This is a genomic window from Glutamicibacter sp. FR1 (assembly GCF_047300825.1).
Lineage (GTDB): Bacteria > Actinomycetota > Actinomycetes > Actinomycetales > Micrococcaceae > Glutamicibacter > Glutamicibacter nicotianae.
Map to the genome: position 1 here is coordinate 1,656,652 of NZ_CP178602.1, position 25,252 is coordinate 1,681,903.

The 25,252-nt window shown below is 61.7% G+C and carries 23 protein-coding genes and 2 tRNA genes; 15 read left to right on the forward strand and 10 right to left on the reverse strand.

Annotated features, from left to right (window positions below; all coding sequences use genetic code 11):
* Nucleotides 1–96: 96 nt before the first annotated feature.
* Nucleotides 97–172 (reverse strand) — tRNA-His (locus tag ACLQ8T_RS08025).
* 304 nt (nucleotides 173–476) lie between these two features.
* Between ACLQ8T_RS08025 and ACLQ8T_RS08030 the strand changes: the two genes are divergently transcribed.
* Nucleotides 477–1,067 carry a DapH/DapD/GlmU-related protein gene (locus ACLQ8T_RS08030; protein WP_413456322.1) on the forward strand — a complete coding sequence of 197 codons (591 nt, stop codon included), beginning with the start codon at nucleotides 477–479 and terminating at the stop codon, nucleotides 1,065–1,067.
* An 83-nt stretch (nucleotides 1,068–1,150) separates the two neighbouring features.
* Here the strand turns inward: ACLQ8T_RS08030 and ACLQ8T_RS08035 are convergent.
* Together ACLQ8T_RS08035 and orn are read right to left on the reverse strand one after the other, a co-directional pair.
* Nucleotides 1,151–1,226: transfer RNA gene (locus ACLQ8T_RS08035), tRNA-His, on the reverse strand.
* A gap of 158 nt (nucleotides 1,227–1,384) precedes the next feature.
* Nucleotides 1,385–1,954 (reverse strand): oligoribonuclease, encoded by a 570-nt coding sequence (gene orn, locus ACLQ8T_RS08040; RefSeq protein ID WP_413456323.1) that lies wholly within the window; start codon nucleotides 1,952–1,954, stop codon nucleotides 1,385–1,387.
* Between the two features lie 254 nt (nucleotides 1,955–2,208).
* On the opposite strand from orn, the gene mptB (ACLQ8T_RS08045) reads away from it, so the two are divergent.
* The 7 genes from mptB (ACLQ8T_RS08045) (at nucleotide 2,209) to ACLQ8T_RS08075 (ending at nucleotide 10,734) form a co-directional block, all read left to right on the forward strand.
* Nucleotides 2,209–3,735 carry a polyprenol phosphomannose-dependent alpha 1,6 mannosyltransferase MptB gene (gene mptB / locus ACLQ8T_RS08045; protein ID WP_413456324.1) on the forward strand — a complete coding sequence of 509 codons (1,527 nt, stop codon included), beginning with the start codon at nucleotides 2,209–2,211 and terminating at the stop codon, nucleotides 3,733–3,735.
* Nucleotides 3,736–3,740: 5 nt separating this feature from the next.
* Nucleotides 3,741–5,216: a polyprenol phosphomannose-dependent alpha 1,6 mannosyltransferase MptB gene (gene mptB / locus ACLQ8T_RS08050; RefSeq protein ID WP_413456325.1), complete on the forward strand. Its 1,476-nt coding sequence runs from the start codon at nucleotides 3,741–3,743 to the stop codon at nucleotides 5,214–5,216.
* Nucleotides 5,217–5,273: 57 nt separating this feature from the next.
* Nucleotides 5,274–6,377, forward strand: coding sequence for a VanZ family protein (locus ACLQ8T_RS08055; RefSeq protein ID WP_413456326.1), 1,104 nt, complete (start codon nucleotides 5,274–5,276; stop codon nucleotides 6,375–6,377).
* Nucleotides 6,378–6,508: 131 nt separating this feature from the next.
* On the forward strand, nucleotides 6,509–7,279 hold the full coding sequence (locus ACLQ8T_RS08060) for a DUF2637 domain-containing protein (protein WP_413456327.1): 771 nt from the start codon (nucleotides 6,509–6,511) through the stop codon (nucleotides 7,277–7,279).
* Between the two features lie 83 nt (nucleotides 7,280–7,362).
* The gene (locus ACLQ8T_RS08065) at nucleotides 7,363–8,466 is read left to right on the forward strand and encodes a GTP pyrophosphokinase family protein (protein ID WP_413456328.1); all 1,104 of its coding nucleotides are present in this window, start codon (nucleotides 7,363–7,365) and stop codon (nucleotides 8,464–8,466) included.
* A 150-nt stretch (nucleotides 8,467–8,616) separates the two neighbouring features.
* Nucleotides 8,617–10,218, forward strand: coding sequence for an ABC-F family ATP-binding cassette domain-containing protein (locus tag ACLQ8T_RS08070; RefSeq protein ID WP_413456329.1), 1,602 nt, complete (start codon nucleotides 8,617–8,619; stop codon nucleotides 10,216–10,218).
* A gap of 69 nt (nucleotides 10,219–10,287) precedes the next feature.
* Entirely contained in the window at nucleotides 10,288–10,734 is a 447-nt protein-coding gene (locus ACLQ8T_RS08075) for a hypothetical protein (protein WP_413456330.1), read from the forward strand.
* A gap of 75 nt (nucleotides 10,735–10,809) precedes the next feature.
* Here the strand turns inward: ACLQ8T_RS08075 and ACLQ8T_RS08080 are convergent, their stop codons facing one another.
* From ACLQ8T_RS08080 to ACLQ8T_RS08090, 3 genes are read right to left on the reverse strand one after another with little or no spacing between them, the layout of a single operon-like run.
* Nucleotides 10,810–11,718, reverse strand: coding sequence for an SURF1 family protein (locus tag ACLQ8T_RS08080; protein WP_413456331.1), 909 nt, complete (start codon nucleotides 11,716–11,718; stop codon nucleotides 10,810–10,812).
* The gene (locus tag ACLQ8T_RS08085; protein ID WP_128470337.1) at nucleotides 11,719–11,964 is read right to left on the reverse strand and encodes an acetone carboxylase; all 246 of its coding nucleotides are present in this window, start codon (nucleotides 11,962–11,964) and stop codon (nucleotides 11,719–11,721) included.
* Entirely contained in the window at nucleotides 11,964–12,380 is a 417-nt protein-coding gene (locus ACLQ8T_RS08090) for a DUF3099 domain-containing protein (protein WP_413456332.1), read from the reverse strand. The genes ACLQ8T_RS08085 and ACLQ8T_RS08090 overlap by 1 nt, the downstream gene beginning before the upstream one ends.
* A 180-nt stretch (nucleotides 12,381–12,560) precedes the next feature.
* Here ACLQ8T_RS08090 and ACLQ8T_RS08095 point away from each other — a divergent pair, with 180 nt between their 5' ends.
* Together ACLQ8T_RS08095 and ACLQ8T_RS08100 are read left to right on the forward strand one after the other, a co-directional pair.
* The gene (locus ACLQ8T_RS08095; RefSeq protein ID WP_204722037.1) at nucleotides 12,561–13,319 is read left to right on the forward strand and encodes a beta-ketoacyl-ACP reductase; all 759 of its coding nucleotides are present in this window, start codon (nucleotides 12,561–12,563) and stop codon (nucleotides 13,317–13,319) included.
* A gap of 34 nt (nucleotides 13,320–13,353) precedes the next feature.
* Entirely contained in the window at nucleotides 13,354–14,103 is a 750-nt protein-coding gene (locus ACLQ8T_RS08100) for an SDR family oxidoreductase (protein ID WP_413456333.1), read from the forward strand.
* 157 nt (nucleotides 14,104–14,260) lie between these two features.
* Here ACLQ8T_RS08100 and ACLQ8T_RS08105 read toward each other — a convergent pair whose 3' ends face one another.
* Together ACLQ8T_RS08105 and serB are read right to left on the reverse strand one after the other, a co-directional pair.
* On the reverse strand, nucleotides 14,261–16,009 hold the full coding sequence (locus ACLQ8T_RS08105; protein ID WP_413456334.1) for a VanW family protein: 1,749 nt from the start codon (nucleotides 16,007–16,009) through the stop codon (nucleotides 14,261–14,263).
* A 161-nt stretch (nucleotides 16,010–16,170) separates the two neighbouring features.
* Entirely contained in the window at nucleotides 16,171–17,091 is a 921-nt protein-coding gene (serB, locus tag ACLQ8T_RS08110; RefSeq protein WP_413456335.1) for a phosphoserine phosphatase SerB, read from the reverse strand.
* Nucleotides 17,092–17,280: 189 nt separating this feature from the next.
* Between serB and ACLQ8T_RS08115 the strand changes: the two genes are divergently transcribed.
* From ACLQ8T_RS08115 to ACLQ8T_RS08130, 4 genes are all read left to right on the forward strand, one after another.
* Complete coding sequence (locus ACLQ8T_RS08115; RefSeq protein WP_204722045.1) at nucleotides 17,281–18,066, forward strand: ABC transporter ATP-binding protein; 786 nt, start codon at nucleotides 17,281–17,283, stop codon at nucleotides 18,064–18,066.
* A gap of 28 nt (nucleotides 18,067–18,094) precedes the next feature.
* Nucleotides 18,095–18,892: a sulfite exporter TauE/SafE family protein gene (locus ACLQ8T_RS08120; protein WP_338085773.1), complete on the forward strand. Its 798-nt coding sequence runs from the start codon at nucleotides 18,095–18,097 to the stop codon at nucleotides 18,890–18,892.
* 4 nt (nucleotides 18,893–18,896) lie between these two features.
* Nucleotides 18,897–19,730 (forward strand): TrmH family RNA methyltransferase, encoded by an 834-nt coding sequence (locus ACLQ8T_RS08125; RefSeq protein WP_413456336.1) that lies wholly within the window; start codon nucleotides 18,897–18,899, stop codon nucleotides 19,728–19,730.
* Between the two features lie 145 nt (nucleotides 19,731–19,875).
* Nucleotides 19,876–20,133, forward strand: coding sequence for a type B 50S ribosomal protein L31 (locus tag ACLQ8T_RS08130; protein ID WP_038991006.1), 258 nt, complete (start codon nucleotides 19,876–19,878; stop codon nucleotides 20,131–20,133).
* Nucleotides 20,134–20,554: 421 nt separating this feature from the next.
* Here ACLQ8T_RS08130 and ACLQ8T_RS08135 read toward each other — a convergent pair whose 3' ends face one another.
* Nucleotides 20,555–21,142, reverse strand: a complete 588-nt coding sequence (locus ACLQ8T_RS08135) for a hypothetical protein (protein WP_413456337.1) — start codon at nucleotides 21,140–21,142, stop codon at nucleotides 20,555–20,557.
* Between the two features lie 170 nt (nucleotides 21,143–21,312).
* Between ACLQ8T_RS08135 and ACLQ8T_RS08140 the strand changes: the two genes are divergently transcribed.
* Nucleotides 21,313–22,368: a biotin/lipoate A/B protein ligase family protein gene (locus ACLQ8T_RS08140; RefSeq protein WP_413456338.1), complete on the forward strand. Its 1,056-nt coding sequence runs from the start codon at nucleotides 21,313–21,315 to the stop codon at nucleotides 22,366–22,368.
* 130 nt (nucleotides 22,369–22,498) lie between these two features.
* Here ACLQ8T_RS08140 and pepN read toward each other — a convergent pair whose 3' ends face one another.
* Entirely contained in the window at nucleotides 22,499–25,147 is a 2,649-nt protein-coding gene (pepN, locus tag ACLQ8T_RS08145; RefSeq protein WP_413456339.1) for an aminopeptidase N, read from the reverse strand.
* Between the last annotated feature and the right edge of the window lie 105 nt (nucleotides 25,148–25,252).

Consider the following 25,252-nt stretch of genomic DNA (forward strand, 5'->3'; position numbering starts at 1 on the left):
GCCAGGAAATGTGCCGCCGTGGTCATGGAGCTCCACAGTGCTGGAAGCAAAAAAGATCTGGTTCAGAATTTCCATTCCAAACCAGATCTTTCGAACTGGGGTGAGTAACGGGGTTTGAACCCGCGACCTTCTGGACCACAACCAGACGCTCTACCGACTGAGCTATACCCACCATGTCTACTTCGATACTAGTCAGAAGCAATAGCGCTCAAGATTTCGTACCGGGCAACGAACATAACTATACACGCATTCGAGCCAGAAATACCAATTCGCCCACTGCTGCCAATGGGATTGTGACGCGATGCTCATGATTCGTGATTGGGAACCTGTCGTGCGCTGCTGATCTGGCATAACGGCTGATGTCCAGTGCCATGCTGTTGCCCTTGCCTGTGGCGCTTGGTGCCACAGGGGTATGGCAAGTGAGGCGGGCAACCTGGCTCCATGCGGATGCACGAAAGTCGCTATAGTTCGACCTAATGGCACGAATAGCTGATGGGGGAGTCGTGGACGTTGATGATCTGTTGGAAGTGCTGGAGTCCGGCCAGCGAATTGCCGCCGGTTCTGAGCTGCATGCTCTCATGCATAGCGCGAGCCAGGACGCGTTGCGCATCTGCGCGGAATTGAATAGCGGCTACCGCAGTCCAGGCGAAGTGCGTGAGCTCCTCCGGCAATTGACCGGCAGGCATGTTGACGAGTCGGTGGTGTTGTTCCCGCCGTTCAACTCGGACTTTGGACGCAATATCAAACTGGGCAAGCGCGTCTTCATCAATGCCGGGTGCAAGTTCCAGGACCAGGGCGGCATCAGCATCGGGGATGAGTGCTTGATCGGCCATAACGTCGTCGTGGCTACGCTCAACCATGATCTCGATCCTGCCCGTCGAGCTGACATGCTTCCGGCACCGGTGAGCATTGGGCGCAATGTCTGGGTTGGCGCGAATGCGACGATACTTACCGGCGTGGCGATCGGCGACAATGCTGTGGTTGCTGCTGCCGCGGTGGTAACCAAGGATGTTCCTGCTGGTGCAGTGGTGGTCGGATCGCCAGCCAGGGTGGTGCGCACGGTCTGATTCTGCGCGGCGGTGCAATCTGGCGTGCGGGGAAAGCAAAAGGCTCGATTCAGAATTTCCATTCCGAACCGAGCCTTTTCTGCTGGGGTGAGTAACGGGGTTTGAACCCGCGACCTTCTGGACCACAACCAGACGCTCTACCGACTGAGCTATACCCACCATGTTCGCTTCGATACTAGTCAGGACGCTTTCGCGAACCGATTCCGTATCGGGCAACGAGAAATACTATACACGGATTTTCCGCTTGGACGCCAATCGGAAAGCCCCTGGCGCACTGTGCAGTGCATCACCCATGCCCCAGTACCCATCCCTGGCAGCTAGCCGGCGCTTTGGCTGATCCCCGTGGCGATCTTCCGGGCTTCATCGGAGGTTGGGCCCGGGGCCGGAACCATGATGGCTTCGCGGTAGTAGCGCAGCTCGTTGATCGAATCCTGGATGTCGCCCAGCGCCCGGTGGTTGCCGGTCTTGGCCGGAGCGCCATAGTGGGCCTTCGGGAACCAGCGGCGGCTCAATTCCTTCAGGGTCGATACGTCGATAATGCGGTAGTGCAGGTGCTCAATGACCTCGGGCATATCGCGGGCCAAGAAGTTCTTGTCGGTACCCACCGAGTTGCCGCCAAGCAGCGCCTTCTTCGGCTCCGGAACGTGCTTCTTGATGTAGTCGACCACCAAGCGCTGGGCTTCGGCCATGGAAATGCCGTTTTCCAGCTCGGGCAGCAGGCCGCTGGCCACATGCATATTGCGCACGAAGTCATCCATTTGCGCCAGAGCCGCCGGCTCGGGCTTGATGACAACCTGGATGCCCTCATCGACGATCTCCAGATCCGAGTCGGTAATGAGCACCGCTACTTCGATCAATGCGTCTTTAACCAGATCCAATCCGGTCATCTCGCAATCGATCCATACAATTTTTTCTGAATTACTAGCCACGCAACCAATCTACACTTCAACGAACGCTGTGGGGGAGCGCACCCTCTTAACGGCGCGGAAGAACAGTGTCCCAACCGGCCCGAAGGCATGGCGAATGCTAAAATCGTCTGAGATTTCCGGCTGTTGACGTGCCACGCTCGCAAGGGCGGAGCCCAGGCGACGCTGGCCTAATTACTCTCGAACTCATGTCCGTTACAGCCCGAGGTGCCAACGTGTCAGCCAGCAACCCAGCCGCAGTGAGCTCCCCGCCCTACGCTGGAGTGAACAGGACCCTTCTCAGTGGCGTCATCGGTTCCTCCCTGATCCTCTTCGGATCCTTCGGCACCGGCTGGCTGGCCAGCGTCTCCCCGCTGAACCGCGACCCGTTTTTCATCATGCTGCGCACCGAACCCGCCGGCGTGACTGCCTGCGTGATCCTGCTGGCCCTGGGTTGCTGGCTGCTCTTCCGCTCGTGGTGGCGGCTGGGACAGAAGCTCAAGGGCTGGGGCGATGGCTCGCTGAAGGTGGTCCGCCGCGCCGTCTGGCTGTGGAGCATCCCGATGCTCGTCACGCTGCCGATCATGAGCCGGGACGTGTTCGCCTACATCGGCCAGGGGCGTTTGGTCGACGCTGGGCAGGATCCTTACGTTGACGGCATTTCGTCGCTGAACAACTGGTTCCAGCTGGGAACCGACACGATGTGGGCCCAGGACGGCACCCCCTATGGCCCGCTGTACCTGAGCATCGAATGGCTTGTGGTCAACATTGTCAGCGGCTCCACCGACGTGGCCATCCTGGCTTTCCGGGCCATCGCGTTCATCGGCGTGCTGCTGTGCCTGCACTTCGTGCCGAAGCTGGCAGAACTGCACGCGGTGTCCGGAGCCAAGGCCACCTGGATGACCGTGGCCAACCCGCTGTTCCTCGTCAACTTCGTGGCCAGCGCGCATAACGACTCGCTGATGATCGGCCTGGCCGTATGGGCTGTCTACCTGGCCTGCAAGCGCCACGGATTCTGGGCGGTGGTCGTGCTCGCCGCCTCGGTCGGCGTCAAGCCGATCACCCTGGTGCTGCTGCCCTTCATCGGCCTGCTCTGGGCAGGCCCGGACGCCAAGTGGCCGCGCCGCATCCTGTACTGGTTCTACACCGGCATGCTGTTCCTCGCGCTGATGACCCTGGTGGGCTGGCTCAACGGCTACTGGTTCGGCTGGCTCTCGGTCATGCTCAACTACACCGGCGCCGGATTCTCGATCTACGCTCCGCTGGGCCTGGCGACCGTGGGCATCCAGAACATCTTCCATTCCTTCGGCCTGGATTCAGGCGGCGTGCTGGACGTGGTCAAGACCGCTGGACGCCTGATCGGCGTGGTGATCGCCTTCGTGCTGATGTTCCGCGGCAAGTATTCGCACCTGGTGCAGCGCATGGCCATCGCGTTCACCGCGATTGTCGTGCTGTCCCCGGTGATCCAGCCGTGGTACCTGCTGTGGCTGCTGCCGTTCTTCGCCGTCACCGGGCTGCGCGACGACTGGCAGATGCTGTGGCTGCACCTGACCACCATCTTCTTCCTCGCCTACCAGGCCGCTGACCAGATCTTCGTCTGGCAGTTCCTGCAGGAGTCGCTGGTTCCGCGCGTCCAGCTGATTTCCTGGGGAATCTCGATTGCCTGCGCCGTGTACCTGGTCTTCTTCGATCCGAAGACCAAGAACATCTGCGCCGACCTGCTTAGCTCGACCAATTGGCTCAAGAAACGCAAGAAAGCCTAGTGGCAGTGCAGGAGCGAAAGCTGGAACCGCAACGCGCAAGCCTGCGGTCGTTATCCTGGCAGGGGTTCATCGCCTCGGCGCTGATCACAGTTGCCTCCTGGGGAATCGGCTGGTTCCCGCGCAACCAGCTTTCCCCGCTGGCCCGCAGCGGCTTCTTCATCGAGTTCCGCACCGATGCGCCGGGGGTCATCATCTGCATCGTGCTGATGGCCGTGGGCATCGTCTGGCTGACCCGGACCTGGATCCTGGCCCGGCCATGGGTGCAGAGCGCAGGCGAGATCACCCGGAAAGAACTGAGCCGGCTGCTGGCCATGTGGTCCGCGCCGCTGATGCTCAGCTTCCCGATCCTCAGCCGAGATGTCTACTCCTATCTGGCGCAGGGCCGCATGCTGCACGCCGACAAATCCCCGTATGCCGAAGGCATCTCCGCGCTGCCCGGCTGGTTCGACGGAGGATCCGACGGCCTCTGGGCGCAGTCACCCTCGCCCTACGGGCCGTTCTTCCTGGTGCTCTCGCGCATCATCTACTTCGTCTCCAACGGCATCCCCGAAGTCGGCGTGGGCCTGCTGCGCATCATCGCCGTGCTCGGCGTCTGGGGCTGCTACCACTACACCGCGAAGCTGGCAGCGAAAATGGGGCAGAGCCCCAACTGGGCCAACTGGGCGATCGTGGGCAATCCGCTGTTCCTGCTGACCATGATCGGCGGAGTCCACAACGACGCGCTGATGATTGCCGGCGTCTTCAGCGCCTTCGCCTACGCCTATGACCGGCGCCCGATGGCGGCCACCATGGCCCTGGCCATCGCCGTATCGGTCAAGCCCATCGTGCTGCTGGCGCTGCCATTCATCGGACTGGTGCTGCTTGGCCGCACCCGCACGATGCGCGCACGCTGGAAGATCTGGGTCAAGGTCGCGGCCATGTCGCTGACCTGGCTGCTGCTGATCGGCGCCGTCACCAACCTCTGGTTCGGTTGGCTGCCTGCCATGTTCACCGCCGGCGACGCGGCGTTCCCCTACGCTCCGGTAGGACTGATTGGCTGGTCGGTGAGCAACCTCGCAGGCCTGTTCGGTGCCGACATTTCGCTGGTCAATACCATCGTGGTGGCCATCTTCCAGCTGCTGTCCCTGGTAATCGTCGCGCGCTTGGCGCTGGCCAAGGACGCCTCCAGTCCGGTGCGCCTGGCGGCCTGGGCGCTTTCCGCGGTGGTGCTGCTCGCTCCGATCATCCAGCCCTGGTACATCCTGTGGCTGATCGCGCTGTTCGCCATTTCGCACAGGGTTGCCTGGGGATCGGAAAAGCTGATGATCCATGCATCGAGCATCATCCTAGTGGCGGTCTTCGTCGACCAGCTCTCCATCGAGCAGTGGCATTCGGCCTGGCTGATGAAGTCGATGGCCGGCGTGGTGGTCCTGGGCCTGTTCGTTGTGCTCTTCACCGCCGATGCCGCCACCAAGCGGGTGCTGCGGGGGCCGGAAGCATAGCCAAGCTCACAGTCCGCGGCTCAGCTTCCTCACGGTTTATTCCGCTTAGATGGAAATATGCAAACGATGTTCTGGCCAGCGACTATCGCGATTCTCGGCGGCGCCTTCTTCCTGGCCTCCGCCGGCATCTTCCTGCTGGCCGTGCAATACCGCCGGCACGGACGACTGTCCTGGCGCCGCACCGTAACGACAGCCACCGCGGCGATCTACGGCTTCGGGCTGTTCAGCTACACCATGCTCCCGTTGCCCTCCTCGCGCGACGAGTATTGCCGGCCCGGGGTGGCCATCCCTCAGCTGGTGCCCGGACGGTTCCTCGATGACTTCAAGCTGGTTGTCGTGGAGCGCGGGCTCAGCGGATTCGCGACCAGCTTCACCCTGTGGCAGGTGCTGTTCAACATCATCTTGTTCATGCCGCTGGGGATCCTGGCTGTGCGCTGGCTGCGCGGCAACATCATCACCGGGGTGCTGCTGGGCTTCGCCGCCTCGCTGGCCATCGAGCTGACCCAATACACCGGCATCTGGGGGCTGTACACCTGCGCCTACCGCGTGGCCGACGTCGATGACCTGATCACCAACACCGCCGGAGCGCTGCTCGGTGCGATCATCGCCTACCTGCCGATCTTCCGCTTCCTCTCCGGCCCGGTGGAAGCCGATGCGGCCCAGGCGCCGGCGCGCCCGGTCACCCGGGCACGCCGGGCACTGGCCAACGTCTTCGATGCGGGCTTCACCTCCGGTGCGCTGTTCGTCATCGGCGCCGCGCTGGAACTGCTTCAGCGCCTGGGCGGCGTGGACTTCGGCAAACAGTGGATGAACTTCTGGCTGCCGCTGATCGTGGTCTTCTTCGTCTTCTGGCTGCCGAGCCTGGCCCCGGGGCGGGCCACACTGGGCCAGCGCTGCGCCTGGCTGATGGTCGCCAGCAAGCAGGGCGGGCCGTCCCCGGCAGGCAGGGCGTTGCTGCGTAGCCTGCTCGGGTTTGGCGGGATCAACTTCCTTTTCCAGATATCCACCAGCATGGACGAGATTAGCGTCTACCCGCTACTGAACATGCTTGCTGTGATCTATATCGCGATCAGCGCCTTCTACTTCATCTTCGACGCAAATCACCGGGGGCTGGCCGGAAAAATCAGCGGAACCGGATTCATCGACCGCCGCGCACTTTGACTCAAGGCACCCCGGCAATGCCGGGTGCAAGCTAAAATGGAACGCGGTGGCCTGCGCCTTTCGGCGCGGTCCAGCACAACTCGCGTTTGAAGACATACCGTTATTCTCAAAAGATAGGTCTGCTCAGCAGCATGGAAGATAACAAACTAGAGGTCCCGGCCGAACCGCACCGCGCCGTCCTAGGCACGGCAGTAGGCGCGACGGTCCTCATTGCCGTCGGCGCATTCGTGCTCTCATTCGCGGCGTTGACCGACCTGGCTGAACGCTCGGGCATCAGCCCGCGCCTGGCATGGATCTGGCCAATCATCATCGACGGCATGATCGTTGCCGCCACCGTGGCCATCGTGGCCCTGAACGGCTTCAACCGCAAGGCCATGATCTACCCGTGGTCGCTGCTGTTCTTCGGCGCGATTGTTTCCACCGCGGCGAACTCCACCCATGCAATCCTGACCGTGGACTCCATCGAGAACGGCGTGCCGCCGCTGGTGTCCGCGCTGGTCGCCGCCATGCCGCCAATCGTCCTGCTGGCCATCACCCACCTGACCGTGCACATGTACCAGAAGAAGTCCGAAGCCGCGAAGCTGCGCGCCGAGCTGGAGTACGACGAGGAAAAGGAAAACGCCGAGAAGTACGGCGTGGCCTATGACGATGGCTACAACGCGGCCTTGGCCGACACCAAGACCGCCGAGGAAGAACGCCTGGCCGCCCTGGAGCAGGAGCACCAGGACGCGCTGGCCCGGGCGCGCGCCGAAGGCATCGCCGCAGGCCGATCGGACTCGAAGGTCACCCCGATCAAGCAGAATGCGCAGCCAGCCAAGGAGACCAAGGCCGCCGCGCAGAAGAACGGCGAGGACAAGGCTCCATTGTTCGACGACATGGCCAAGCGCCTGTCCCGTCCATAGGGACCCAGCCGCACCCGGTTGGCGCGTGAGCACGAACTGAAGGACAGCATTTCCACAGAAGCTGCAGCATCCAGGAGGCATCAATGATGGATCCGGCGCAAGGCCAGGGGCACGACGAGTTCTCCGAGCAGATTGCGGCCGCCGTTGAGCAGTACAAATCGGTGACCGGCGAACTGAATACCGTCATGTCTGCCATGAAGGCGAAGATCCGCCGGCTCTTCGCCAATTCCGAGGTGCAGCCGCTGTTCATCACCGGCCGGGTGAAATCGCCGCAATCCTTTGCGGCCAAGGCCTCGCGCCGCCTGCAGGAGAACTCCGAGACCGCCCCGGTGCTCGAATTCCCCAACCCGCTGCGCGAGATCCACGACATGGTGGGTATCCGCATCATCGTGATGCTGCCCCACGAGATCCAGCAGGTAGCCAGCCTGATCAAGTCGCACCGGGACTCCTTCGACTGCCGCAGCGACCGCGAGAAGGACATCGGCTCGGTGGAATCCGGCACCTACGGCTACTCCTCGCGCCACCTGCTGCTCAAGACCCGCAGCGAGCCGGTCGTGCGCAAATTTCAGGAAGCCCTCGGCAAGCCGGTGGTTGCCAGCGGCAACTTCGTCTTCGAGGTGCAGATCCGCACCGTGCTGCAGCATGCCTGGTCCGAAATGGAACATGACATCCGCTTCAAGCATCCCGGCGAAGCCGCCTGGAATCCGCAGATCGACCGTCACTTCACCGCCACCGCAGCGATGCTGGAAACGGTTGAGGACTACTTCACCGACATCGACGAGCTGTACCACCGGCTCAACGGCTACCACGACCAGCAGGGCGCCGGATCGGAGCCGCTGACCGGGGAGAAGATCGGCGAAATCTGGCAGACGCTGCTGCCGCATGTCGACCGCAAGCGCGATGACGACTGGTCCTGGGCCGCCGAGCTGCTCGGCGCCCACGGCATCGGCCAGACTTGGCAGCTGGCGCAGCTGCTGGACGCGAATGTTGTCACCGACGTGCGTGCCGCGCTGGATCACCGCTATTCGCCGGGCCCGGACCGGCTGCTGGATGACGTGCTACTCTGGCGCTTCGGCAAGGACCACATCGAGAAGACCAGCGGGGGAGATTTGCGCCGCGAAGCCTCGTTGCGCCGCCGGCTGATCCAGATGATGGACTACCGCTCGCAGCTGGGCGCCAAGAACTGACCGGGCTTCGAACACTTTTACCAGCTCAACCGCGGAACTGTTAGTTTGTGCACGTTCGGCCAGCCGGGGAGCCGTTGGCCGGTAGACTAGTCAAGTTGCCCAATTTCTGGGCCGCATAGCTTTATTACCCGCGTGAAAGGGCCACACCATATGATTTCCGTAGCCAACCTTGAGCTACGCGTCGGCGCCCGCCTGCTGATGGACGAAGTGAACTTCCGCATCGACAAGGGCGACAAGATCGGACTGGTGGGACGCAACGGTGCCGGGAAGACCACGATGACCAAGGTCCTCGCCGGCGAGACCCAGCCAACCGCTGGCGAAGTCACGCACAAGGGATCCATCGGCTACCTGCCGCAAGATCCCAAGACCCCTGACATGGAGCAGCTCGCGCGCAACCGCATCCTCGGCGCCCGTGGCCTGGATGTGGTGGTCACCAAGCTGGCCCAGAACCGCGAGGACATGGCCAGCGAGGATCCTGCGGTCTCCGCCAAGGCTCTGCGCCAGTACGACCGCCTGGAAGCTGAATTCATCGCCGCCGGCGGCTACGCCGCCGAATCCGAGGCCGCGGCCATCTGCGCCAACCTGGATCTGCCCGACCGGATCCTGGACCAGCCGCTGCGCACCCTCTCTGGCGGCCAGCGCCGCCGCGTGGAATTGGCCCGCATCCTCTACTCGGATGCCGAGACGCTGCTGCTCGATGAGCCCACCAACCACCTGGACGTCGATTCGATCATGTGGCTGCGCGACTTCATCAAGAACTACCCCGGCGGCGTGCTGATGATCAGCCACGACACCGGCCTGATGGAAGCCACCGTGAACAAGGTGCTGAATCTGGACGCGAACCGCGGCGTGGTGGATGTCTACAACATGAACTGGAAGCGCTACAAGGTCCAGCGCGAAACCGATGAGCGCGCCCGCAAGCGCGAGCGCGCCAACATCGAGAAGAAGGCTTCGGTCCTCTTGACCCAGGCGAACCGGATGAAGGCGCGCGCCTCCGGTGCCTCGGCCGCGCAATCCATGCTCAAGCGCGTGGACCGCATGCTCGCCGGACTGCAGGAAGAGCGCGCCTCCGACAAGGTCGCGGCCCTGCGCTTCCCGGATCCTGCCCCCTGCGGCAAGACTCCGCTCATGGCCGAGGGCCTGTCCAAGGCCTATGGGTCGCTGGAAATCTTCAACGACGTCTCGCTGGCCATCGACCGCGGCTCGAAGGTGGTCATCCTGGGCCTGAACGGCGCCGGCAAGACCACCCTGCTGCGCATGCTCGCCGGCGTCTCCGAGCCCGATACCGGAAAGATCGTTCCGGGCCACGGCCTGAAGATCGGCTACTTCGCCCAGGAGCATGACACCCTGGATCCGGATGCCAGCGTGCTGGAGAACATGCGCCGCAACGCGCCGGAGCACCTGAACGATGCCGACGTGCGTTCCATCCTCGGCTCCTTCCTGTTCGTCGGCGACGACGTCACCAAGCCGGCCGGCGTGCTTTCCGGCGGCGAGAAGACCCGTCTGGCCCTGGCCACCATCGTGGCCTCCAGCGCCAACGTGCTGCTGCTCGATGAGCCGACCAACAACCTGGACCCTGCCTCGCGCGCCGAGGTGCTCGGCGCGCTGTCCACCTTCCCAGGTGCCGTGGTCATGGTGTCCCACGATGAAGGCGCGGTCATGGCGCTGAAGCCCGAGCGCGTGGTCATCCTGCCCGACGGCGACGAGGACCTGTTCAGCGAGGACTACCTCGAATTGGTCTCGCTGACCTAAATCCTTACCAACACCAAGGAACTCTCGTAGGCTTGGCAGATCACCACCGTGAAGGGGATGTGCCAAGCCATGAGTGTTCTAAGACGCAGATTGCCGGTGCTCGCAGGCGCCGCAGCGCTGCTTGCCGGTACGCTGGCCGGTTGCGCAGTCCAGGTGCCCGACGAGGTCAACGCCCAGTGGGCGCTGATCGACCCGTCCGGAGTGAATGCGTCGAGCACCAGCCTGGAACTCGGCGTGATGGGCCTTGCCTGCGCTTCCGGGAAGACCGGGGATGTCACCGCCACCCATGTGGACCTGGCCGATGGCCAGATCGCCATCGGCATTGCAGTTGAACCGCTGGAAGGCGAGGCGCAGAACTGCCAGGGCAACGAGACGGTGCCGTACACGCTTGAGCTTGGCGAGCCGGTGGGGGACCGAGTCCTGATTGATGCCTCCTGCCACGAACGGGCAGAACAGCAGGCCTCCAACTGCAGCGACGGCGGAATCCGCTGGAGCCCGCCTGCCACGCCAAGCTAAACGCCATGGAACGCGAAACCGCGCGGCACCTGGACTATGCCCACGTGCCGCGCGGTCTGCGTTTGCTGCGCACTGCTACTTCGTGGTACCGCCTGGCGTATGCTCCGCCTCATCGAGCATTGCATCCTCGATGGCCTCGTCGGTCAGCGTGCCGTCGCGGCGGAACTTCTTCTCCTGCTTCGCCCGGATCTTGCGCACCTTGTGCATCGGCTCCTCCAGACCCAGTGCCTCGGCTTCGGCCCGCTCGGCGGCCTCCTCGGCGTTCAGCTTCTTCTGCTGACGGGCCGCGTACCAGAAGCCGACGAAGGCCAGCACGCCGAAGATGTACCACTGGATCTCGTAGGACAGGTGCGGACCTTCGTCCATGTCCGGCGGATCCAGCTGCTGGGGTGCCTCGGCCGGGGCCGGGTCCTCTCCATACATCAGGCCGTAGGCGCCCTGGGTGATCTCGTAATCCAGCTGCTTGGCGTAGTCCTCGAGCTGGATGGAGGCCAACTGGCCTTCCGGGGCGCCGCGGTCCAAGCGGATTTCCGATGGCTTCAAGCGCACATCCACGGTGACCTTGCCCTCAGGCGGTGCCGGAACCGCATCCGGGTGGCCGCTTTCCTCGTTGCCGATCGGCAGGTAGCCGCGGTCAACGATGACAGTTTCGCCTTCGCTGGTCTTGAACGGCACCAGAACCTCGTAGCCGGGCCGGCCGGCCTTGATCCGGTTGCGCACGATCATGGTGTCCTCGGCGACGTATTCGCCGGTCAGCTCGGCGGTCATCCAGGTCTTGTCTTCGTCGAGGTTGTGGAAGTTCTCCAGAGCCTGCTTGCCGGTCACCGGCTCGGCGAAGTAGTTGCGGTTGACGCGCTCGATGCCTTCCAAAACAGCATCGCGGCGGTCATTCTGCCAATTGCCCAGGGCAATGCACGCGGAGGCGAAGATGGCGACGAGAACCAGCCACCCGACCCAGCGGGTGCTCGCCAGAAAACGATACATCTACTTGCCTTCTCCTTCGTTGCCCTGCATTGGCAGCGTTTCCTTGTAAAGCAGCCGTTCCTTGAGGTAATTTTCGAGCCAATCGCGATGCTCTTCGCAGGCCAGCCAGATCTTGCGCCGGTCCGGGGTATGGATTTTCGGATTGTTCCACAGCAGCTGGTAGTCGGCGCCTTTCCGGCAGCCCTTTCGCGAGCACTGGATTTCGGCGGCAGCGGGGAGTCCGCCTAGCGAACCTAGCAGATCCACTAGTCCTCCTTGGGGGATGTTGTCGGGTGTTGCACGGATTCCTCGTCATCGGCAAAGTTGCCGTCAATCACTTCTGGTTCCCGCTCCTGCTGCTGTGCGGTGTACTTGGGTGCGTCGAGTTGATGGGCATCGGGCGCCCTGTAGAACTCGGCTGGCGGTTCACGTTTGGTCAGATCCGCACCTCCGTTGGCGATCACCACAGCGATGTAGGGCAGGACCACCGCGCCAATGAGCAGGACCCAGCGAAGCCAGCCGTCGAAAAAGAAGGCGAGAACAAAGCAGACCAGGCGCACGGTCATCGAAATCGTGTATTTGCGCACACGGGTATCACGCTCGGCGGTATGCGACTGGCGCGCTTCGGTAATGCGGTGAACTTCGGGTTGGCCGGAACCGTGGTTCATTGGCTGTGAGGACATGTAAAAGACTTCGCTTTGCAATACGGGATCTGCTCCCATTGTCTCACTTGTAGCACCCAGAGGGTAATTTCTACGCGCCGTCGAAGCGGTAAAACTGGTGAGTAACTAATAGGATTGTTCACGGAGTAGCTACTTAACTAGGCAAAGTGCGTTTTCGGCTGGCCAATGGAGGGATTTTCCATGCCAGGAACTCGAGCGCATGAATGGAGAAATACATTGACTACGGAACCAACCACTGGCCGCAGCGTCCTCGTGACCGGCGGCAACCGCGGAATCGGACTTGCTATTGCGCGTGCATTCGAAGCCAACGGCGACAAGGTGGCCATCACATACCGCAGTGGAGAGGTTCCGGCCGGACTGCTCGGCGTCAAGGCTGATGTCACCGACAGCGAGTCCATCGACGCCGCTTTCAAGGAAGTTGAAGCTGCACACGGTCCAGTGGAAGTTCTTATCGCCAATGCAGGAGTCACCAAGGACACCTTGCTGCTGCGCATGAGCGAAGACGACTTCACCTCGGTCATCGACACCAACCTCACCGGCGCCTTCCGCGTGATCAAGCGCGCATCCAAGGGCATGATCCGGCTCAAGCGCGGCCGCGTCGTGCTGATCTCCTCGGTCGTGGGCCTGTACGGCTCGCCAGGCCAGATCAACTACGCGGCTTCGAAGTCCGGCCTGGTCGGCATCGCCCGCTCGCTGACCCGCGAACTGGGTTCGCGCGGCATCACCGCCAACGTCGTCGCTCCGGGCTTCGTGAACACCGAAATGACCGCAGTCTTGCCAGAGGAAACCCAGAAGGGATACCTCGAAAGCATTCCGGCCAACCGCTTTGCTGAGCCAGAAGAAGTTGCCAACGTCGTCCGCTGGATCGCCAGCGATGAAGCAGCGTACATCTCCGGAGCGGTAATCCCGGTTGACGGCGGCCTGGGCATGGGCCACTAGAAGTTTTAAGCAAGAGATCTAAAGGAGTATCACCATGTGTGAGTTCAAAGGTGCCATTGTTACCGGTTCCTCCCGCGGCATCGGTGCAGTCACCGCACAGCTGCTGGCCGAGCAGGGCATTGGCGTCGTGGTCAACTACCGCGCCAAGGCCCCACGCGCCAACAAGATTGTCGCCGCCATTGAGGAAAAGGGCGGCAAGGCAGTGGCCGTCGGCGCAGACCTGACCTCCGCCGAGGGGCCGCAGGCTCTGATCGACGCCGCCGTGGAGAATTTCGGTTCGCTGGACGTCGTCGTGCTGAACGCTTCAGGCGGCATGGAAACCTCCATGGGCGAGAACTACGCGCTGCGCCTGAACCGCGACGCGCAGGTCGCCATGCTCCAGGCTGCGCTGCCCAAGCTCAGCGAGGGCGGCCGCGTGGTCTTCGTGACCAGCCACCAGGCGCACTTCATCAACGAAGTGAGCACCATGGATGCCTATGACGCTGTAGCGAAGTCCAAGCGTGCCGGCGAAGATGCATTGCGTGAAATGATCCCGGAGCTGGCCGAGAAGAACATCACCTTCGTGGTGGTTTCCGGCGACATGATCGAAGGCACGATCACCGCAACCCTGCTCAACCGCATGGAGCCAGGTGCCATCGACGCCCGCCGCGAAGCTGCCGGCAAGCTGTACTCCGTTGAGGAGTTCGGTGCCGAGGTAGCCAAGATGGTCTTCGCCGACGTCGAGACCGGCCACACCGAGCTGGTGGGCGGCGCAGGAGACTTCCTGACGCAGTCGGGCAAGTAGGCCCCTCAGCAACCGCATCAGCTGGCGGCCGGGATCCTGTTTCGGGGTTCCGGCCGCCAGCTTTTTCGTGCCTGGGCCGCAACGGCAGGAATAAAAAATCGCCGGGTACCTCTCATAATGGAGGTGCCCGGCGATTCGGCTAGATATAATCGGTGATCTAGTCCTTCGGCTTTTCGTCGCAGACGATCTTATGCCATGGGCTGTAGGTCCAGCTCTTGGTTTCGGCTGGCAGCTTCTTGGAGCCGTCGATGGTCTCCCGGTAACGGGTGATATCGATGCTGAAGCCCTTCTTGCCGCCGGATTCCGAGACGCACTTCTCGGCCGGGTTGTACTTGGTTTCCGGGTTGGTCAGGTTGTACTTCCCCGAGCTCTTCTGCGAGACATCCCAGTACTTGGTGGACCACAGGCGGGTATTGACCTTGTCGCCCGAAACCCATGCCTGGATCATCACGCCGTAGGGGGTGTTGTTCTCCCAGATCATGTCGATCTGGCCTTCCCACAGGGTAGCTTCGCGTCCTGCAGGGTAGCGTTCGAACCAGCGCGAATGCGGCTTGTGGGTGATGTCGTCGTAGCCGGCCAGGAAGCCGACGTTGTACATCTGGGTGGAGATCTGCGAGAGCCCGCCGCCAACGGCTTCGGTACTGAAGCCGTTTTCCACAACCCCGGAGCTGTAGTAGCCGTTGGCCACGGTGATCGGGCCCAGGGCTTCGAGCAGCGAGAAGCGTTCGCCCGGCTTGATGATGTCCCCGTTGACTCGAGCCGAACCGGCACGCAGGTTCTTAGTACGCACGGTGTCTGAGGCAGGGTACCGGGTGGAGAAGGTGACGATCGGTTCCTTGATGCCAAGCTTCTTCGCATCTACGGTGGTGAAGTCCGCTTCCTTCTCGGTCATCTCGACTTCGGCAGTACGATTCTTGGCGGCCGTCGCGGCCAAGACCTTGGCACCGAGGCCCTTGGTCTCCAGCGAGATGCCCTTGGAGGACTTGATGATCGAAGGCTTGCCGTCCTTCAAGACGATCTGCGCATCCTTGGCGGTGCTGGAAAGATCGGAGTTCTTCGTTGCCGCCTTGTAGAGCTTCTTGTCGTCCAAAGCGATCGCCGGAGCACCGTCCTTGGGCACGTAGCTCGCTGCCGCGGCAATGGATGCGACCGAGATGGTAGCTTTCTTCTTGCCCGAGGCCAGGGTGACTTCGTCCTTCAGCAGCGCCTTGACGTCCTTGTCGTAGAAGGCCTGCAGAGTGTCGGCAGAAATCTGCGGCTTAATGACATCGGCTGGCAGGGCGATCGCAGGGCCGGCAATTTCCCAGTCGTCGCTGATCAAGTCCGCAGCTTCCTTGGTCTTCAGCGCGACGCCGTCAACGGGCTTGGTCAGCTTGGAGGTGCCGTCCTCGAATTCGATGGTTCCTTCGGCAACCTCGGCGTTGGCCTTCTTGGCCAGTGCATCGAGTTGCGCAGCCAGCTTATCCTCGTCAACGTCGACAGTCGGGGTGACGTGGAACTCGCCGGTGAGGCGTTCGTAGAGCTTGACCGGGTTGACTTCGTAGGACGTCAGTTCATTGACGGTGTCTTCAACGTTCAGTTCCAGACCGGCCTTGGCAGGATCCAGTGTGTACTTTTCACCGTTGACAGTGACATCCACTGGCTTCTGAGCCAGGGGGAGAACCTCGCGCTCCAGCTCGGCGCGAGCCTGGTCATTGTTCATGGATCCGATGTTCACACCCGCAATGGAGGCGTTGGCCGGGACCTGGGAGCTGACAAAGGCTGCTCCGCCGAAATATGCTGCTGCTACGGCTGCCACGCAAGAACCGGCAATGATCCAAGGCTTGGCCTTGCCCTTCTGCTTTTTCTTGTCCTGTTGGGAGTGAACAGTCGTAGATGAGGAACTGTCCGGGGAGGGGGTCTGCACTGGTCTAGTAGCTCTTTCGAAAGCGATGGGGGCTCGACGCGCGGCTAAGGCTAATGCCTCAAGCCGTTGCACGCATCAATAGAAATACTAACTGCTGGAACAACCGAACGAGATATCAAAAGCCGGTGAGCGCATAATCGTTATGCAGTTGTTGGATTCCCCTAAGCCAAATCATCGAGAACCAGGTCGGCGATGGCATCCAGGCGCGAGAAGTCCAGACGAACGTCCGCCTCGTCGCGCAGGGCAGGCTTCGCGTTGAAAGCAACACCCAATCCTGCGGCGGCAACCATGGCGAGGTCGTTGGCGCCATCACCGGCGGCGATCGTTGCAGACATCGGGATCTGGTGCTCCTGCGCCCAAGCGCGTAGCATTGTTTCCTTCATTTCACGGTCGACAATCTTGCCGTGAACGGTACCGTCAAGAATTCCTCCGGTAATCCCCAAGGTGTTGGCAAGCGCATGGTCCAGTCCGAGGTGGGCAGCCAACGGATCCAGAATCTGCTGGAACCCGCCGGAAACTACGCCGACCTTGTGCCCGGCCGCATGGAACCGCTTGACCAGGGATTCGGCGCCGTCGGAGAAGATAATGCGCTGGCCAACCTCGGCGAGGACATCAACTGGCAAATCCTTCAAAGTAGCTACGCGCTGGATCAAGGATTGGGCGAAGTCCAATTCGCCGCGCATCGCGGCCTCGGTCACTGCAGCCACTTCTTCTTCCCGACCAGCGTGGGCGGCGAGCAATTCGATGACTTCCTGCTTGATCAAGGTGGAATCGACATCCATCAGCAGCAGGAGCTGTGGCGCCTCGGTAAGCCCGGCAGGAACCGCAGCTACGCACAAGTCCGCATAATCCAGTGCCCCGTCGGCGACTAGGGCATCGACGAATTGCTTGGCAGCCTGCTGCAGCTGAGCGTGATCGGCCTGCTCGATGCGGAATTTGGCAACCAATCGCTCTTCGATGGTTTTGATCCGGCTTTCGTCGGCGTCCGGAATCAGTCCGGCTCCCGTTGCCCGCTGCAGGACAGCGGCGAAGTCGGTGCGTGAAAGGGATGGGCGGGATGCGAAAACCAATGATGAAGCCATGCAATCATTTTTCATTGCCCCGGTGATTACGACCAAACATGACGTGTTGGCCCCGGGCACAGGCACCGGTCCGATGGGCGCGAACTGGCATTGCAACAGGAGGCGATGCAGGTCAATCCGCCGATTTTCGAGTCTTGCATGGCATTTCCGATTAGTGAAACAGGGGTGGAAAGTCTAATCTTGAATACCATGAGCGAAGTGCTAACTTTCAAAGATGTCAGCGTTGTACGCGGGCGAAAAGAACTGCTCAAGGACGTGTCCTGGGAAGTCAAAGAAGGGCAGCGGTGGATTGTGATCGGCCCCAATGGCGCCGGCAAGTCGACCTTGATGAACATCGCATCCACTCGGCTGCACCCCACCCGCGGTACCGCGGATATTCTTGGTGAACGCTTGGGCAAGGTTTCGGTCTTCGATCTGCGTCCGCTGATCGGCCTGAGCTCGGCCCTGGTTGCCAACTCCATTCCAGCCAACGAAACCGCGCTGAACGTGGTGCTCACTGCCGCCTACGGCATGACCGGCCGCTGGCGCGAGAAGTACGAGAAGCTCGATGAGCGCCGTGCTTTCCACCTGCTGCACAACTGGGGCATGTCGACCTTCATGAACCAGCCTTTCGGCAAGCTTTCCGAAGGCGAACGCAAGCGCGTGCTGATCGCCCGTGCCTTGATGACCGATCCCGAGCTGCTGATCCTCGATGAGCCGGCAGCTGGTCTGGATCTTGCCGGTCGAGAAGACCTGGTTGGCAAGCTGGCTGAACTGGCAGCCGACGAGGATGCTCCAGCACTGGTTCTGGTGACCCACCACCTTGAAGAGGTGCCAGCGGGATTCACCCACATCTTGATGATGCGTGACGGCGAAGTCGTCGCCGCCGGCGAGATCGGCTCCACGCTCAACGAAGAAAACCTGGAAGCAACCTACGGCGTGCCGCTGAGCCTGCGCCGTGAAGGTGGACGCTATTCGGCTTTCGCACGCAGCTAACAGCAACAACTAAAGGGGAAAGCACCACGTGATCGAATTTTGGCGTGAAGCCCTGATCTTCCTTGGAGGACTCTGGGCCGGAACTATCAACACCGTCGTCGGGTCGGGTACCTTGGTCACTTTCCCCATTCTCGTGGCGTTGGGCACGGCACCGGTGAATGCCGTGGTCTCCAACGCCATGGGTCTGGTTGCTGGAGGCTTCTCCGGCGCCTGGGGCTACCGGCGGGAAGCCGCCAGCGTCAAGAAGACGCTGCTCAAGCTCGTGCCAGTCTCCTTGGCCGGCGGGTTGATTGGTTCACTGCTGCTATTGAATTTGCCGGAGTCGGTCTTCGGCGTCGTGGCGCCGGTGCTGCTGGTCTGCGCGCTGGTCTTGGTAATCTTCCAGCCGCGGCTTTCCAAGTGGGCGAAGACCCGCCAGACCGCATCTGGCGGTATAGACCCGGATGATGCCGACCGCGCGCCGATTCCATTGGTGCTGTATATCCTCGTGTTCCTGATCGGTGTCTACGGCGGCTACTTCACCGCGGCGCAGGGCGTACTGCTGATGGCCGTATTCGGTGTTTTCCTGCACGCTTCGCTGCAGCAGTCCAACGCCATCAAGGTGATCCTTTCCTTGATCGTGAATCTTGTGGCGGCCGCGATGTACCTGATCATCGCGCCCGAGCGCATCCACTGGCTCATCGTGCTGCTGATTGCTGTCGGCTCGCTGATCGGCGGTTTCATCGGTGCCAAGGTGGGACGCAAGCTCTCGCCGGGATGGCTGCGCGCCGTCATCGTCATTCTGGGGCTGATTGCTTTGGGCAACATGCTCTACAAGCTGGTGTAGCTTCGTGGCAGAAATTCTTAATCCTGAACGCATCTTGCAGGTGGCGGATCTGGAGGATCCCCGTCTCGATGAGTACCTCCGGCTCTCGGAGGCGCATCTGCGCATGCGCACCGATGTGGAAAATGGCCTCTACATCGCCGAGAGCACCAAAGTTGTCCAGCGTGCGATCAATGCAGGCCATGTGCCACGCAGCTTCCTGCTCGCTGAAAAGCATCTGGATCAGCTGGCCGAGGAATTCAACCGCTTCCCGGACGCGCCGATTTTCATCGGGGACGACCGGCAGCTTCAGGACTTAGTCGGCTTCCATCTGCACCGCGGCGCCATGGCCGCGATGAATCGTCCCGAACCGCTGGATCTGGATGACGTGCTTGAGGCCAGTTCCCGGATTGCCATCTTGGAAGACATCGCTGACCATACGAATCTCGGCGCAATTATCCGCTCGGCCTCGGGCCTCGGGGTAGATGCAGTGCTGCTCACTCCTAAATGCGTTGACCCTTGGTACCGGCGCAGCGCGCGTGTCTCGATGGGTACGGTCTTCGACCTTCCTTGGGTGCGAATGCAGTCCTGGCCAGAAGATCTCCAGACGCTGAAGAACCATGGCTATGAGATGTTCGCCATGGAACTGACCGATGACGCGACCCCGTTGAACGAAGTGGAGATCAAGGCTGGGCAGAAGGTCGCGATGATATTGGGCAATGAAGGCAGGGGAGTCACCGATGAAGCTATCGCCGCCGTTGACCGGACCGTCATCATCCCGATGCACCGTGATGTGGATTCACTGAATGTTGGTGCCGCAAGCGCAATTGCGTTCTGGCATTTGTGCTCCGCGCCACGCTGAGAACGTTTCTGCAGTCAACGATTTTGCGATAGGATGGACTGTCTGTGCTTTGAGGTTTCTACGTGGAGCCCTGAATGCGGGACACAATTTCCGAGTAAGTAGCTGCTGGCAAAATCCAGTGGCCATAAACAAAAGGTGTATAGCTATGAAGGCTGATATCCATCCACAGTACGGCCCAGTTGTCTTCAACGACCTGGCATCCGGCGAAAAGTTCCTGACCCGTTCGACCGCTAAGTCGGACAAGACCATCGAATGGGAAGATGGCAACACCTACCCAGTAATCGACGTCGAAATCTCGGCAGCTTCGCACCCGTTCTACACCGGCAAGCAGCGCATCATGGACACCGCTGGTCGTGTCGAGCGCTTCAACGCCCGCTTCAAGGGCTTCGGCGGCAAGAAGTAATACTTCGCCCCTAGTAAGCTTTCGCGGCGTGTTTCCAGTTTCTGGAAACACGCCGTCGCTGCTTTAACGGACTGGCCATCCCCGGATGCCGGACCTGCAATGACTGAAAAAGTTTTCACTGAAAAATTGGCGGGACGCCGTTGAACGCAACGTGCGACGCGCCAGGTGTCCCGAACGTCAGGTGAAGACTTGACTGACTGAAAAATTCTGTCGGTGGCGTCGGCAGGGAGCTTCTTGATGCGATAGCCGTCGGGGTCTACCGGCGGCGACAGCAAAAAAGTGTGCACTGGCCTCTCGAAGAATCGCATTTGGCCGCATCGAGATGGGCAACCGGCTCCATTGCGGTTGCCTGAAGTGTTCATGGGTCGTGTGGTGCTTCTGGTGACTGAAAAAATTTGCCACCCAAGATCGGTCATCCGGGCTAGGGCACTTGGCCTGTTTCCCGTTGTCCGCCCATGTGGGGCGGTTCGGTTCCTGGACTCTTATCCGGAATGTCGATGTGCGGCTTGAGCCCGAGTAACCTGCCCCCTTTTGGCGTCAATCGGACTTGAGGAAGGGGGATGACCCTGGGGCGCTTTGGGCAATGATCGCTCACATGATCGAACTGATCTACGCGCTTTACGCTGCCCGGAACCACAATGGAATTCAGGCCGCGCGGTGTCACTTCGCGTTCCTCCTCCTCGGTGCTCGAGTCCTGCGTGGCAATGGTATCGGCCAATGATTCACTGACCTGTTCGGTTGAGTCCGCCAGCAGCACTGAGGTCAGCGCATCAAGGCTGCTCTGCAGGCGCTGGATCATTCTCAGCCGTTCGAGGGCGTCGCCTGGGCCATTGAGCGGCTCTGCGTCGTAAAGCTCATCGGCAATGAGTTTCGCAGGACCATAGGACAATTGATGTTCGATGCGATCACTGAAGAAAGAGTCCTTGTGGGATTCTCTTCGGGTGCAGGCTGGGAGCAGCGGCAGACGATGCTCATCATCGTCGTCTTGGATGGAGTCGGGTATTGCCATAGTTAATTCTCCGGCCGGGGTCGGACATTTTGGCCCGGAAATCCGCGGATTGTTGATGCCTTTTCGAATGTTTATTCGGTTGTTAGCGTGGGAGTGCTTGTCGACCGGAAACCGGCGAGTCTACCGCTGCCCGGATTCGACTCGCCGGTGGCCGGGGATAGAATGAAACCATGATGCATCATGGTGAATACAAGGTAGTCGGTGGCAAATTAGTCGTTGTAGATCTGGATACTGCCGACGGCGTGATCACCGAAGTGTCGTTGAATGGCGACTTCTTCCTGGAGCCGGACGATGCGCTCGACGACCTGAATGATGCGATCCGCGGACTGCCAACCGATGCCAGCCACAGCACCATTCGCACGGCGGTAACCGAGAACCTGCGCGAAGGTGCAGTGATGATCGGCTTCGACGAAAACGCTATTGCGCGCGTAGTGCGTCGCGCGCTGGGCCATGCCACCAAGTGGGAAGACCATGAGTGGGAAATTCTGGGCCCGGAGATCATCCCCATCGCCGAGCAAGTGGCGCTGGATGAGGTGCTGACCCGTCAGATTGCCAAGGGCGCGCGCAAGCCGACGATCCGTTTCTGGGACTGGAGCGAAGGCGCCGTGGTCATTGGATCCTTCCAGTCACTGAAGAACGAAGTCGACATGGAGCAAGCTGAAAAGCATGGCATCCAGGTCGTTCGACGCATTTCAGGCGGCGGGGCGATGTTCATGGAGGCCGGCAACTGCATCACCTACTCGCTGTACGCGCCCGAATCCCTTGTGGACGGCATGAGCTTTGCCGATTCCTACCCGTTCCTGGATGCATGGGTGATGGAAGCGTTGGAAAGCATCGGGCTGAAGGCGCACTACAAGCCGCTGAACGACATCGCCACCCCGGCCGGAAAGATCGGCGGCGCCGCGCAGAAGCGCCTGGCCAATGGCGCGATGCTGCACCACGTCACGATGAGCTACGACATCGATGCGCAGAAGATGACTCAGGTGCTGCGGATCGGCCGGGAGAAGATTTCCGACAAGGGCATCGCCTCGGCGGTCAAGCGCGTTGATCCGCTGAAGTCGCAGACCCAGCTCGAACGCATGGAGATCATCAAGGTCATGATGGATACCTTCGCCAAGCGCACCGGTGCCAAGCCGGCACAGCTGGATGCCGAATCCCGACAGGCGGCGCAGGAGCTGGCGGCTGCCAAATTCGCCACCGAGCAGTGGACCGCACGCGTTCCATAAGACGGCAGGATCCAAGGGCTCGTTCTCGATTCCGCATCGAGAACGGGCCCCTGCTTCGTTTCAGGCGGCAAAAAGCCGGCCCTCTGCTTGATGAAGCAGGGGGCCGGCTTGGAGCGCCAGTGGCTATCGGCTAGCGGCTGGCGCGGCTGTAGGCCTGGGCCTGCAGCGAGCGCTGCAGCTCGGCGCGTTCCTCCAGCAGGATGCGCTTGAGAGCGGCCGGGGCGCCCTCGTGGCGTTCGAGCCAGGTGGTGGCTGTGGCCAGCGCCTTGTTCTGCTCGATGGAGCCCTGAAGATCCTGGTGGCCTGGATACAGTCCCTCGATCACGCGGGTGGCGAATTCCATGCCCATGGTCTCGAAGACCGGCAGGATCGCGGCCCAGTAGCGCTCCTCGAATGGGGCCAGCAGTGCGGCCGAACCCAGGGTGAAGCCCAGGGCGGTAGCCGAGAGGGCGTCGTTGGACAGTTCTCCCTGCTCATCGCGCGCCATCAGCACGGTATCGAAGGCGGTGTCCTTGGCCTGCAGGTCCGGGCGGGCGGCCAGCGCGGTGCGTACCGAATTCTGCGCAACACTGGTGGGGTTGGCCTTAGCGGCCTCGTGCATGCGTGCTTCGGCGGCGTCATCGAGCCGGCCGGCGGCGGACAGCGCGATGTAGGAACCCCAGAGCAGCTGCTCGTCGACGGTGACCTGATAGGCGTTGGGTTGCTCGCCGAGGAACGCATCGAGCACCTCGGGGGCCACGCCGGAGCGGGCCAGGCGGACCAGGGTGCGTGCGGTGGTGGTTTGCTGGTCGCTGCCTGCCTCGAATTCGTTCAGCCATCCGGTGAGCGTTGCGGCTGCCTGCTGGCGCAGCCCTGCGCGCAGCTCGGGAGCCACGTACTTGGCGATCGAGGTGGCCAGCTGGTCGGTGAGCACCCCGAAGACGCCGGCATCGGTGACGGCGTGCGCGTGATCCAGGATGGCTTGCACATAGCTCTGCGCGTCGAGCGTGGCCGAACGCACCGCATCCCACAGCGAGGCCCAGCAGGTGGCGCGCGGCAGCGAGTCGGTCAGCCCCGAAAGGTGGCCAAGCAAAGTGGTGCGCGAGACCGGATCGAATTCGATCAGCGCGTAGGTCTCGTCCCCGTCATTGGGCAGCAGCAGGTCAGGGACCTTTCGTCCGATGAGGAAGTCCAGGGCCACCTGTTCGCCTGCCAGCTCCACCTGCACCGAATCGGTGCGCTGCAGCTTGCCCGAGTCCAGCTCGTAGGCGCCCACGGAGAGCACATGCGGGCGGGCGATCGGCGCTGCGGTAACCGGGTCGGTGCCCGACTGGATCAGCGAGGCCGAGGTGATGGTGCCCGACTCGTCGGTGTCGTACTGGACGTGCAGCTTCGGCACGCCGCTGGTCTTCAGCCAGGCGTCGGCCCACTGTCCCATGTCGCGGCCGCTGGCGGCTTCCAGCGCTTCGAGGAAGTCATCCAGCGAGGTGTTGCCGTAAGCATGCTTGCGGAAGTAGGCGCGGGCGGCGTCGCGGAAGGCATCCGCGCCAACGAAGGCAGCCAGCTGCTTGAGCACGGACGCCCCCTTGGCGTAGGTGATGCCGTCGAAATTCTGGTCCGCTGCCAGCAAATCGGGGATATCGGCGACGATCGGGTGAGTGGTGGGCATCTGGTCCGCGACGTAGGCCCAGGCCTTGCGGCGCGCGGCGAAGGTGGTCCAGGCGGTGGTGAAGTCGGTGGCCTCGTCGTTGGCCAGGGTGCCGATGTAGTCGGCGAAGGATTCCTTGAGCCACAGGTCGTCCCACCACTTCATGGTGACCAGGTCGCCGAACCACATGTGCGCCATCTCGTGCATCAGGGTGTTGCCGCGCTGCTCGTACTGGCCTTCGGTGGCGTGCGAGGTGAACACGTAGCGTTCGGTGAAGGTGACCAGGCCCGGGTTCTCCATGGCGCCGAGGTTGTACTCGGGGACGAACGCCGAGTCGTACTTGCCCCACGGGTAGGGGTAGTCGAACAGCTCGTGGAAGTAGCCAAGGCCCTGGCTGGTCAGCTTGATGATTTCCTCGCCGTCGAAGTGCTCGGCCAGTGAGGCCCGGCAGGTGGCGGCCATCTCGATGGCCAGCTCTTCGCCGTCGGCCAGCTTCTGCACGTGCTCGCCGCGCACCACGTGGTACGGGCCGGCCAGCACCGCGGTGATGTAGGAGGAGATCTTAGGTGTGGGGGAGCAGGCGACGGTCTTGGTGCCGTCCTCGTTCACGACCTCATCGACGATCGGCTGGTTGCTGGCCAGGTGCCAATCGGCCCGACCGGTGAGCGTGAAGCGGTAGCTGGTCTTCAGATCCGGCTGTTCGAAGCAGGCGAAGACGCGGCGCGCCTCGGAAGGCTCGAACTGGGTGTAGAGGTAGGTTTCGCCGTCCTGCGGGTCCACGAAGCGGTGCAGGCCCTCGCCGGAGCGCGAGTAGATGGCCTGGCCGGTGATCTTCACGGTGTTCGGCGCATCGGTGCGCAGGTTATCGAGGTAGATGCGCGCATCAAGCACGGCGGAATCCACATCGATCGCGGTGCCGTTAACCAGCACCTCGGCCACCGATTCGTGGATGAAGTCGATGAAGGTTACCGGTTCCCTGGAGCTGAAGTTCAGCGTGGTGATCGAGGTGAAGCTGGTGGCGTTGCGGTCGGCGGCATTGGCCAGGTCGAGCTGGACTTCGGCGAAGTGCCATTCGATATTCCGTGCGCGCCAGGCCGCTTCGTCGCGCCTGAGGTTTTCATTGGGTGCATAGCGTTGAAGTGTGTCCACCATCCCAGCTTAGCTGTGAAACGAATGCTTTAGGGTTTTTTCTACTGGATTTCCACGGTTCTCCGGCGCCAGGCCTTCCTGCGCTAGGCTTGATGGGTCTGTGCAAAC